Below are 12,338 nucleotides of genomic sequence, written 5' to 3' on the forward strand. Positions count from 1 at the left end.
GGCATAATTGGGCAATATACTTCCTGCTACCGAGTTTTCAATTGCCATGATCCCATAATCGGCATCCCCGCCGTTCAACACTTTGAATTCGTCATTGAAGGTACGGCAGGGAACCAGTTCGAATTCCTCACTGCCGAAATAACTTTGGGCTGCAATTTCATGAAATGCCCCGTAACCGCCCTGAATTGCAATTTTTAACACTGTTGTTGCTTCACAATTTTCCATATTCATATATTAAAAAAAAAGTCCCGAAATTTTTCCGGGACTTTATCAATTCATTTCACAAACATTAATAAGCATCCCGCATCTTTGATCTAAACCAAAAATAAAAGTAAAAAGCATAATAAAAGCAATAACAACATAGTTGTATATTGTCCGGGGTGAAAACTGCAGTGGTATGTTTTTTTGTAATATTCATTCGTTAACCTATAAAAAAAAATCCCGGTTGGCCGGGATTCAATACATATCAGTTTACATAACAGAATCCCTTTTCTTACCTTCCAAAGTAAAAGTAAAAATAAAAAGAATAAATATTATGTAAAAATAAATTTGTCATCTTTCTTTCAATTGCGTTGCAAACTTAAAGATTAAATTTTAATTGTGCAATTATTTGTTTGAAATTTTTATAAATTTATTTTAAATCGTTAAGTTCAACCCACCTGTTTGTTTTTTGATCAATGCTTTGCATAATTTCGCTGATCCGGTTTGATTTTTCAACCAGTACATCCATAGGCAGGGTTCCTGAGCTTAATTGTTCCTCGATTTCTTTTTTCTCCTTTTCTAATGTTTCTATTTCTTTTTCCAATTGTTCGATTTCTTTTTTCTCCTTATAAGAAAGTTTTTTTACTTTTTGATTTTGATCGGGTGGGGGCGTTTGTTTTTCGGCTTTTGCTTTTTTTTCGGCAGATGCTAATGCTTGACGGCTAAGTGTATAATCGCGGAATTGTGTATAATTTCCGGGGAAATCTTTGATGACACCTTCACCCTGGAATACAAACAGGTGATCTACAATTTTATCCATGAAATATCGGTCGTGTGATACAATAATGACGCAGCCTTTGAATGAAGCCAGGTAGTCTTCAAAAACATTGATGGTAATGATATCAAGGTCGTTGGTGGGTTCGTCAAGTATCAGAAAATTCGGGCTGCGCATCAAAACTGTTGCAAGATACAAGCGCCGTTTTTCCCCGCCGCTGAGCTTGTACACATAATCGTGCTGAACATTATTCGGGAAAAGAAAATAATTTAAGAACTGTGAAGCTGTAAGTTTATTTCCGTCCCCCAGTGTGACCACCTCAGCAATATCCTGAACCAAATCTATTACCTTTTGTGTTTCATCAAATTGTATCCCGTCCTGTTTGTAATAGCCTGTAACAATGGTCTCTCCAATTTCCACATCACCGGCATCAGGTTTAATGTTAGCGGTCAGAATATTTAATAATGTAGACTTCCCGATACCATTGGGCCCTACGATTCCAATTTTTTCATTCCGCTTGAAAATGTATGAAAAATCTTTAATTAAAACTTTATCCTCATAACTTTTTGAAAGATCCTTGATTTCCAGAATTTTTTTCCCCAGGCGAGAAGTAGCTATGTTGAAATCAACTTGGCGCTGTTCGTGTTTTTCTTTAGCTTTTTGACTAAGTTCTTCAAACGCATCGACCCGGTATTTGGCTTTGGTGCCTCTGGCCTGGGGCATACGCCTTATCCAGTCCAGTTCCTTGCGCATCAGATTTTTTGATTTTTCAACATTGGCATGCTGAATTTCCTGCCTTTCCTCACGCTTTTCAAGGAAATATGAATAGTTGCCTTTGTAGGTGTAGATGGTATTGTTATCCAACTCAATAATCTGGTTGCAAACCCGGTCCAGGAAATAGCGGTCGTGCGTAACCATTAAGAGGGTACTGTTGGTCTTTTCCAGGTATTCTTCAAGCCATTCAATCATATCCAGATCAAGGTGATTGGTGGGCTCGTCCAAAAGAAGCAGGTCGGGTTCATTGACTAAGGCTGCGGCCAATGCCACTCTTTTCTTTTGTCCCCCGGATAACTGGCCAGTAGGCTGGTTCAGGTCTGTGATTTTTAGTTGTGTCAGAATTTGTTTGATTTTCACTTCATAATCCCAGGCCTTGGCTACATCCATTTGTTCGATGATTTCCGGGCTGGGATTATCAATCATGGCCTCATAGTTTTTAATGATGTTGGCCGTATCTGTTTGCAGATTGTTGAGTACGTGATCGATGACAGAAGCTGTTTCATTGAATTCGGGATTCTGATCCAGGAAGGCAACGGAAATGTCCCGGTGGAAAACAATTTTTCCACTATCGGGCGAGTCATCCCCTATGATTAAATGAAGCAGGGTCGTTTTACCGGCTCCATTGCGGGCAATCAGGGCAACTTTCTGCCCTTTATCTACAGTGAATGAAATGTCGCTGAATAAAAGCAGGTCGCCGATTGATTTTGTGAGGTTTTCGACCTGAAGGTAATTTTCCATATTGCTTACTTCTGATTAACTTGTTGAATGGAATGCAAAAATACAATTATCGTAATTAATGCTGGAGATTGTCATTAAAAAAGCCTTGTAAACTTTATTTACAAGGCTTTTGGTGAAGTGCCCAGAACAAGACTCGAACTTGCACAGCCTTTCGGCCACCACCCCCTCAAAGTGGCGTGTCTACCAATTTCACCATCTGGGCTTACTGTTGTAATTGGCTGCAAAATTATAAAAAATATTATACTCTCCAAAGGTTTGAAAATTTAATTTCGGTTTTAGACTGGTTTTCTTTTAGGTTGTCAGTTTATAATCCTGGTAGTTAGTGAGTAGATGTAATAACAGGTTCAAAGAGTTCAAAGTTAAAGAGGGTTTGAGAAGGTTTGAAATACACTTACCACTAAATGGGCACGGAAAATACAAGTTTTATAGTGATCCTTGTGAAAACCTTGTGTCCCTTGTGGTTAGGCGTTGTTTGAGGTAATTTGAAATGGTTTGAGGTAGTTTGAAATGGTTTGAAATGGTTTGAAATGGTTCAAAGTTTGGGATCAGATAGAAAATAAGACGGCTGAGCGGAGTCGAAGCCACTATAAAAAATATTAGGTCGAATGAACGTTCTGTTTAAAAAATGGAGCAAGGTGATATCCAATTTGTTGTGAATTTAATAATTTATTTAAAAAAGACGGAAATTTCATACCGGAATCAGGAAAAATCTCGAAATTTGAATAAAAACAAAATTATGAAAGCCGCAAAGTATTTTTCTCTGGTCTGTTTGCTCTTTTTTTGCTTTACATTGATGGATAGCTGCAAGAAGGACAATAATTCATCTCCTTCGCTGACCGCAAAAATTAATGGAAAGAGTTGGTCGGCCCTTTCTTATTTCGCCTATAAAGATAATTCCGGCCAGATTAACATTGTGGCTGAAGCAGCAGATAGTACGGTGTTGTCTGTGTTTTTCACTTATACCGGGAAAAAGACCTATCAGCAAACGGCCACACTTTCTGAATGCCATTGTTATTATTCTGAAACTACGGTTCCCCAACCTTATGAAAGTATAACGGGGACTTTAACGGTTGAGGATATGGGCAGCAGTAAGATTTCCTGTTCCTTTAATTTTACTCTGTCCAGACTCGATCAGACTATTGAAGTGAGCGATGGACATTTTACTGATCTTAGTATTAGCCAACGATAACAGAGATTCTTTTGTCGCATAAAGATTTTCCTGAAATAGTTTATTGTTTTTTCAGCCTGACGTCTACATTCCCTTCTGTGACAATCCAGCAATTGGTGTTGCAGTAAGTACTGGAATTTTTTGCTTTTACCTGGTCTCCGTCAATTGCATAAACTGTTTTGTTACCCATTTTGTAGCGTGCTACAACTGAATAATTTTTATTTACCGGCAAGTCGTAATGAACATTTTCTTGGCTTAGTGTATCATTTAGAATAACATTGTTGTATTCGTATTTTCCCTGGTAGATGCTAATCGGCACACGTGGATTTTCTTCATTTACTGTGAGTTTTACATTCAATGCAGCTTCATAGGGCTGTTGATTTTCACAGTTGTCACAATCGGCAAGAATAGAGCTCATTTCATCAGAGCAACCTGTCATTGCCAGAAAAAACAGCAGAAAAAGAAATATTCCGGGTTTTGTTATTGATAACATAATGTTTTATTAACGATTAAACCAGTAAATTTGTTTGGGTAAAAGTCCTTTTTTATGTTTTAGCAGCGAAATACCCATACTCAAATTCAAATAACTGGAAGAAGTATGATAAATACCCAGGTCCAGATACTCATAATTGAGTTTTAACCCCAGATTTTTATGTTCAAAATATAAACCAATTTGTGGGACTGTATGATAAACACTTCCCGGTTTCATCTTTGATCCCCTGTAATTGCCCCATGAATAAATCTCTTTAATACCCACAAAAGTACTGAGTTTATCGTTGGTATTAAACTTTTTCAGACGGAAATATTTCTGAATATCAAAGTGATAATAATACCGTTTTTCACGGTATTGGAAGATGACGGAATCGTTTTGGGGAATCCATATAAATTTTGTCCCCGGTCTAAAATCTATTCCTGCACTAAGGGTAAAATTATGTACTGACTCATGTAGCCCTGCGTTTAGGCCTAAAGCAAAATTGCCGGGATTGAAAAAGGTTTCTGTTGAGAAATTTATTTTATCAAAATAGGGCCTCATGTTGGGTTTTGCTTTATATGCTTTCAGCAATTTAAGGATGGATGTGTCTTTTTGCTGTTTTGCCAGCAAAATAGGATTGAGCCATGAATGTGAAACCAGATTAGGATTGGCTTGGTTTGAAAGAAGTAATTTAATGGTTTCCTTTTGCTTGTTGGCAATTGCATAAGTCAGAGCAGAAGCCCCTTTCATGTTTTTAAGATTGATGGATGCATGATAGCTTAAGAGCAAATCAACCAAATCATTAAAACCGTACTGAGCAGCTACCATAAGGGGTGAATAACCTCTATAATCTGTTGTATTCACATTTGCTCCGTAATGTAAAAGCAGATCGGCAATGTCTGTTCTGCCTGCAGTTACGGCAATCAGAAGGGCGTCGTTTCCTTCGTTGTCCTTAAGATCCATTTTTGCCCCGTAAAAAATCAGCATATCGCAAAGATCATAATATCCATAGGCACTGGCGTACATCAGGGAACTGATTCCGCCGTCGTCCGTGGCATTAATTTTTGCCCCTTTTTTTATAAGCTGTTCGGCTATGTTTAGATGATTGTTATTTACGGCTCCAATCAAAGCTGTAATGCCATTATAAGGAACAAGGTTGGGATTAGCCCCTTTCTCTAATAAGAAGCTGACCATTGCAGAATCTCCATTTTGAGCTGCATACATAACAGGTGAAATTCCGTCTCCTGTTTGTTGGTTGACATCTGCTCCCTGTTTTATTGCCTTAGCCGCGACTTTTAGGTATCCCCGGTCAGCCGCGACCAACAGAATATTGTTGAGCTCATCCTTTGAGAATTCAAGACGGTTGGTGTACAGGGAATCATTTTCGATTTTTATGGTGTCATTTTCTTCAACCGCTTCCTCTTCTTCCTGGGCAAAAACTGTTGAAAAATTCATAATGGCTAAGAAAATCAGGATGAAAAATTTTACAGATGGGCAGCTATGCTTCCAAAATAAAAAAGAGCAGAAATATTTTTTTGCCGGATATTTAATTTCCATGGGCGTTCTTGGCATTTTCTTTTTTCGATTTTTCCGGATTTAGAAAAGCATACTTACTGATTTTTTCGTATAATTCTTTGGGATTAAATGGTTTTGAAATATAATCATTCATGCCGGCGTCATATATTTTATTTTGTACGTCACTAAAAATTGATGCCGTAAGGGCAATAACCGGAATATTTTTATATTTTCCCCCATTCATTTGCTTTATGATCCGAGTAGCTTGGTAGCCATCCATCTCCGGCATTTGAAGATCCATCAAAATCAAATCATACATGTCACCTTTCACTTTTCTGACAGCTAAGTTACCATTTTTTGCTGTATCTGTTTTAATATCCCAATGGGAAAGTATCTTTTTTGCAACGAACTGATTAACCGGATTGTCTTCTACAATAAGTATTTTTATTCCTGCCATACTGCTGAACAGCGGTCTTGTTCCTGCAGGGGATGTGGTTTCTTCTATGCTTCGTTTGCCAATCTTGAATTTTAGTGAAAAATAAAATTTTGAACCTACCCCGGGCTGACTTTTCAGGTTAATCTGACTTCCCTGAAGCTCAAGCAGCCTTTTGGTGATGGCCAGACCTAAACCTGTGCCTCCATATTTCCTTGTGATATCAGAACTTGCCTGGTTGAAACTTTCGAAAATGGCGGCTGTTTTATTCGTTGAAATGCCTATACCGGTATCGGTTACAGAAAAATTAATGATTACAGATTCCCGATCCACTTCTTTCAATTGTACAGACAATTTAACATACCCTTTATTCGTAAATTTTACAGCATTGCTTAAAAGATTATTTAAAATCTGGGTTAATCTTACGGTATCCCCGATGAGAACCTGTGGTATGACGGGATCTTTTTCAAAAATCAGGTTTATGCCTTTTTGACTGGCTTTTAACTTGAACGTTTTTTCTAAATGATCAAGCAGTTTCTGCAAATTAAATTCAATTTCTTCAAACTTGATTTTGCCGGCTTCAATTTTATTAAAGTCAAGAATATCGTTTACCAGGGCCAGTAAGCTTTCTGCCGAAAATTTAAGCGTTTCTAGATTCTCCTGCTGGCCGGGTCTGGGGTTCTCTTTAAGCAGCAGATACGTTATGCCAATAATGGCATTGAGCGGAGTACGGATCTCGTGGCTCATGGTCGATAAAAACAGGGCCTTGGAATTGGATACCTCCTCTGCAATTTCTTTGGCTTTTTTCAATTCCTGTTCGGCTTTTTTGCGCAACGTGATATTTTTCCCATAGATGTTGATGTATTCAAACTCTTTGACCGGAACAAGGGTAAGTCTGAAATAGGATTGATCTGCGCGGAATTCAATTTCTTTTATTTTATTGATTTCGTAGATCTCATTGAAAATTCCCAAAAAAAGGTTGTGGTGGGTTTTAAGGAAATGCTGAAGTTCAAGACTTTTATTGTTTGAATAGATAATCTCAGCGTTTTTAGTAACCCGGATTACAGGATCTGGATCTTCTTCAGGAAATTTGGCAAGGGATCTTATTTTTTTCTCTGTTTCAATTTGTTCTGTTATATCAATTATGACAAACCTAAAACCCAGGAGGACGTGACTTTTTTCAATCAAATTAACATAGGCTACAATCGGAAATTTTTCTCCGTTTCTTTTTACGGCAGTATATTTTATGCCCTCCATGTCTTTTCCCTGCAATACCTTTAAAAAGTGTAGTTTGATTTTTTCTTCTTCATCAGGGATAAGCAACTGTTTTATGTAAATTCCTTTTTCCAGATCACTACCGGTATAACCAAAATGTTTGAGTGAGAAGTCATTGGCGAAAGTGATTTTCTGATCCAGGTTGATTTCTCCGACCATCTCCGGCAACATTTTTGCAAATTCCCTGAAGCGCAAAGCACTTTTACGGATAATATCTTTGGCTTCTTTTCTTTCCAGTAGGTTCGATATCATATTTGACATGGAACGCATGAATACAACCCCATTGTTGTCCCAAATTTCACGGTTACTGGTCATTCCAATAAGTCCAATAAATTTATCCTGGATGTACAGGGGAAAAGCAATAAAGGAGATGCTGCCTTCCAACTTCATAAACCGGGGGAAGCTGTCCGTAAAATCATTATTGATATGTTTTGAAAAAATGAATTTGTTGAGTTTTAAAACTGAGATGAGCGGTAAAGCCTGTTGGTAAGGGATATTTTGCAAATCATCGATTTGTGAAGATGAATCGAGTGAATTCCATTCAAAAGTATTGTTTAAAATTCTTTTCTCCTGATTATATTCAAAAATAAAGACCCGGTTGGCTTTCATGAAATTACCCGCTATTTCCATCAATCTGTTTATTTTTTCATGAAAAGAAATGAGGGCATTAGACAGGGATAACATTTCGGAGATGATTTCCCTTTGTTTTTGAATCCTTTTAAGGTGAATTTCTGATTCTTTTCTTTCCGTAATATCCTGTACTGCACCAATCAATTTAACCGTTTCTGAATCCTCTCTTACGGCTTTACCAATAACCCGTAACCATTTATGCTTTTTACCCAAAGTATCGAATTCCAATTCCTTGTCGAAATCACTCCCCTCAGCAATGACATCATTTAAAGCCTTTTTCAGTATTTTTCTCCATTTATATTGATAAAGGTTCATCAATTCATTCAGCTTAATGGATTTTTCTTTTGGAAGCTCATAAATTTTATGAAATTCTTCAGTCAGAATAAGCTCATCCTTTTTCAAATCGTATTCCCATCCTCCAACTTTAGCCAATTGCTGGGTTTGTTCGAGGGTGAGCTCATATTTTTTCTGATGGGTGATGTCGTTAGAGGAGAGTTGGACTCCAATTACGGCATCTCCTTCATCTTTTATTCCTTTTGATAAGGTTTCAAGCCAGAAAGATCTTTTATCTTTCTTTAGGGCTTTAAAGATGCTTTGTTTTTTAATGTCCTGAGTTAATGCCTGCGTATAATTCTGTTTAAACTCTTGTCTGTAATCGGGATGAATGATTATGTCGGGGGGCTGCATAATTAATTCCTCCTGCTCATATCCCAGCATTTCCTTTACTATTGGTGAAACATAGGTGATTTGATAATCCTGGTTACACAACATGATCAAGTCTTTGGAATTTTCAGAAATCAACCTGAATTTCCTTTCATTTTCTTTAAGCTGTTTTTGAGCTAATGAAAATAGATAGTTGTTCTGATTTAATTCTTTGTTCAGTAATTCCTGATAGGTCCTTGATTCTTTTAATTTTTCAATCGTCTCACTTATGAGTTTTGTGTATTGATTGCTGATATATAGAAGAAAAGATATTGGAAATATCAGGTTAATTAAATAATCAAGAATATTATCGTCATAAAGTTTAACATTGTATGTTTTGTAAGAGTTTATGATAACAATAAAAATATTGCTAAAATTCAAAATCGAAAAGAATATTCCCCATTTTTTACCTAAAATAAAGAATGCAAATATTATGAATGACAGGGTCCATGAAAAAGTAAGAGGATCGATTTTCCCCTTATTATATGCTACAATCCCGATTAGACCAATAAAAAAACAAAGAGTATTAATCAAAGCGCAAAACTTGAAATTTTGCTTGTATTTTAATAAAAACAAGGAGGTTGTGGAAACAGAAATGCCTGTCATAACCATAAAGAACTGGCTGATACACTTATAGTAAAGTAAATAAGGAATGTAAAGCAGGTAGATAATGGCACTCAGAAGTAAAAAATTGCATGTAAGCCGGATTTTTGCCATTTCAAACTCATCAATGGCCGTCTTCACATAATCCTCAATAAACCATTGATTGAGCCTTTTTATAAAACGCATATAAGGGTTTTCTTGTTTTGTGAGAAAAGTATACGCAAAATGTTTTATAAAGTTTTTCGTATCATAAAACATTAATTAAAAATGATTTATGTTAAGTTTGCTTAAATAAGAAAAAACATTTAGGTTTGTCAATAAAATAGATGAATCATGCAATTTTTAAAATGTTTTTTTGTTTTGTCGATATTATTAGTTTATTCGAATCTTTTTGCACAAACAGATACGATCAAACATTCCGTTGAAATTATTTCGGGTGTGGCTTCAAAGCCATATATGCCTCAATATATTTATTCAAACCGTTATGGAATAATTGATGATAAGCAGGCTGATGGTTTGGTACGAATGAAGCTGGAAGTTCCCTATAAATTGGGAAAAAATTGGCACATCCGGTTGTTGGCTGATGTCACAGGAAAACCCCGGGAAGGCAGCAGCCGGCTCCAGCAGGCATACCTGCGTATTGACCGTGGTATTTTTGAGTTTTCCGCCGGCCGGTTCGAATCGACTATGGGCTCTCAAAATGATGATTTATCGAGCGGTTCCATGGCAATCAGTCGAAATGCAATGCCTCTTCCTATGTTGAAAATCTCCGTTCCCCGTTATACCGCTATTCCTTTTACTAAAGGTTATCTTGAATTTAAGGGGGATTTTAGTCATGGCTGGTTTGAGAAGAACCGGTATACCCAAAGTCCCTATTTGCATGAAAAAAGTCTTTATTTTAAGGCAGGAGGGAGGATTCCTGTTAATGCTTTCATGGGATTGGTGCATTTTGCGCAATGGGGCGGTTATACTCCCGGAGTGGGGCATTGGCCAGCCGGTTTAAAGGATTATTACCGGATTCTGTTTGCAAAAGGTGCCGGGAAAAATACGGCAAATTATAGTGAACAGGAAAATGCCTTGGGCAATCATCTGGGTATTATTGATATGGGGCTTACCCTGAAAGCCAAATCCTTTAATGTCATTGCCTATAGGCAAATGCCCTGGGAAGATTTCTCGGGAACGCGTTTTTACAGGAACCGTGACGGATTGTTTGGCGTAAATATGGATTTTAAAGAGAATGTTTTAAGATTTATCAGCAGCATTACTTTGGAATACCTGCACACAACCTGGCAAAGCGGGCCGGGTTATTCCGATTTTGAACCTGATTTGGATAACCGTGGATTCCCGTTTGGCGGGAGGGATAACTATTATAATCATGGTATTTACAGAAATGGCTGGACTTATGAAGGTATGATTATCGGAACTCCTTTGTTTACAACCCGGCAGAGAGCTGAAAAATATTTTGGCGAGGGCGAATACGCTGATTACAGTATCGTAAATAACCGGGTGAAGGCCATTCATCTTGGAGTGAAAGGGAATGTTGCAACTAAAATAAATTTCCGGGTTTTGGCTACTTACAGCAAGAATTATGGAACTTACAATGGAATTAGTGCAGTAGTAGGTGATTTTTGGGCCCCGGTAGATTTACCGCCGTCGGCCAACAATTATGTGTTTTATCCCCCTTTGCGCCAATTTTATGGGTTGATTGAATTAAATACCAGAATATCTTCAAAACGGGATATTGAACTGACTACTTCCTGGGGAGTTGATGCCGGGCAAATGACGCACAATACCGGAGTTCTGGTCGGATTAAGATGGAACGGAATGGTGAAATAATCGGATTTAATTGTTGATTTTTTCTTTATGCTCCCTGAGTTTTTTCAGTAAATATTCTTCAAGTTTCTGGTTCATGATATTTAAAGAAAAATAATCGTGAACCCGTTTTCTCCCGTTTTGTCCTAATTGTTCAAGGAGATCCGGCCTGTCTATGAGTTTTTCGATTGCACCGGCTATGGCCAAAGGATTATTGGGCGGGACAATCAATCCTGTTTCCTTATCTTTGATTAATTCTGAATTTCCATTGACATCCGAGGCGACAATGGCTTTACCGGCAGCCATGGCCTCCAGAATAGAATTGGGCATTCCTTCAAACCTTGAACTGAGTACAAATAAATCGCACCAATGGATTATTTTATGTATATCATTGCAATATCCCATCAGTTTGACTGAACCTTCCAATCCGCAAAGTTTTATCTGTGACCTTAATTGTTTTTCAAGACGTCCGCTACCGGCAATAATAAAGATCAGGTCATTGCGTTTTTTGGAAAGTATGTCGGCACTTTTGATCAGAAAATCAAAACCTTTCTGGTAAGCAAGCCTTCCGGCTGAAAGAATAATTTTTTTCCCTCTGTAAGTTTCAGGGACTGGCATTATTTCGTCATGCTCAAAATCCTCAACACCATTATAAATCACTTTGACAAAATCATCTTTGAACCAGCCGTAAGAATCGTAAATGTGTTTGATTGAATGGGTATTGGTGATGATCCCATCCGCCAGCTTTTTAAGTTCAAATTTATGCCGCCACGATTTGGTGGCCAGCAGGATTCCGTGACGGGCGAGAACAACAGGAGTTCCTGCTATACGGGCTGCCAGCCCGGCAATATTGATGTCCTTATTCAAATTGCAGATCAGAATGTCAATATGATTATTTTTCAGAAATTTGATGATGCTGAAAAGCTTTGTATATTGAAGGTCAGAATAAATGCTGATCTCCTGGGTGTTTATATTTTCTTTCCCTGCATTTTGGAGAAAAAGGGAGTCCTTTCTTCCTCCAATCCAAACAGAGTGTCCTTTTTTAATTAAACCAGATGCTGCTTTTATCATCCATTTTTCACCCCCACCAAATTTAGATTTTCCGATTGAGTTGAGAAATAAAATGTTCATTGTGCTTTTACCTGACATTACTGGTATTTTTATTGAAAACTAGGCCTGCGAGCACAAAAGTAACAAACCAATTTTAATTTAATGCCTATTTTAAAAATTCTTACAA

At 37.4% G+C, this 12,338-nt stretch carries 8 protein-coding genes and 1 tRNA gene; 2 read left to right on the plus strand and 7 right to left on the minus strand.

Annotation, left to right across the window (positions count from 1 at the left end; genetic code table 11):
* The 3 genes from Q8907_06570 to Q8907_06580 all read right to left on the minus strand — a co-directional run.
* On the minus strand, window positions 1-225 hold a 225-nt coding region (locus tag Q8907_06570; GenBank protein MDP4273926.1), incomplete at its 3' end, for a prephenate dehydratase domain-containing protein.
* A 406-nt stretch (window positions 226-631) separates the two neighbouring features.
* On the minus strand, window positions 632-2,491 hold the full coding sequence (locus tag Q8907_06575) for an ABC-F family ATP-binding cassette domain-containing protein (GenBank protein ID MDP4273927.1): 1,860 nt from the start codon (window positions 2,489-2,491) through the stop codon (window positions 632-634).
* A 118-nt stretch (window positions 2,492-2,609) separates the two neighbouring features.
* Window positions 2,610-2,693 (minus strand) — tRNA-Leu (locus Q8907_06580).
* A 534-nt stretch (window positions 2,694-3,227) separates the two neighbouring features.
* On the opposite strand from Q8907_06580, the gene Q8907_06585 reads away from it, so the two are divergent.
* Window positions 3,228-3,680: a DUF6252 family protein gene (locus Q8907_06585; GenBank protein MDP4273928.1), complete on the plus strand. Its 453-nt coding sequence runs from the start codon at window positions 3,228-3,230 to the stop codon at window positions 3,678-3,680.
* A gap of 40 nt (window positions 3,681-3,720) precedes the next feature.
* Here the strand turns inward: Q8907_06585 and Q8907_06590 are convergent, their stop codons facing one another.
* From Q8907_06590 to Q8907_06600, 3 genes are all read right to left on the minus strand, one after another.
* Window positions 3,721-4,152 (minus strand): hypothetical protein, encoded by a 432-nt coding sequence (locus Q8907_06590; GenBank protein MDP4273929.1) that lies wholly within the window; start codon window positions 4,150-4,152, stop codon window positions 3,721-3,723.
* Window positions 4,153-4,161: 9 nt separating this feature from the next.
* Complete coding sequence (locus Q8907_06595) at window positions 4,162-5,586, minus strand: ankyrin repeat domain-containing protein (protein ID MDP4273930.1); 1,425 nt, start codon at window positions 5,584-5,586, stop codon at window positions 4,162-4,164.
* A gap of 91 nt (window positions 5,587-5,677) precedes the next feature.
* Window positions 5,678-9,475, minus strand: coding sequence for a PAS domain S-box protein (locus Q8907_06600; protein MDP4273931.1), 3,798 nt, complete (start codon window positions 9,473-9,475; stop codon window positions 5,678-5,680).
* A 174-nt stretch (window positions 9,476-9,649) separates the two neighbouring features.
* Here Q8907_06600 and Q8907_06605 point away from each other — a divergent pair, with 174 nt between their 5' ends.
* A complete protein-coding gene (locus Q8907_06605) occupies window positions 9,650-11,125 on the plus strand; it encodes a capsule assembly Wzi family protein (GenBank protein MDP4273932.1) in 1,476 nt (491 codons plus the stop codon).
* Window positions 11,126-11,131: 6 nt separating this feature from the next.
* Here the strand turns inward: Q8907_06605 and Q8907_06610 are convergent, their stop codons facing one another.
* Window positions 11,132-12,250, minus strand: coding sequence for a glycosyltransferase family 4 protein (locus tag Q8907_06610; protein ID MDP4273933.1), 1,119 nt, complete (start codon window positions 12,248-12,250; stop codon window positions 11,132-11,134).
* Window positions 12,251-12,338 lie beyond the last annotated feature (88 nt).

This window comes from Bacteroidota bacterium, assembly GCA_030706565.1.
In the GTDB taxonomy this organism is placed as follows: Bacteria; Bacteroidota; Bacteroidia; order Bacteroidales; family JAUZOH01; genus JAUZOH01.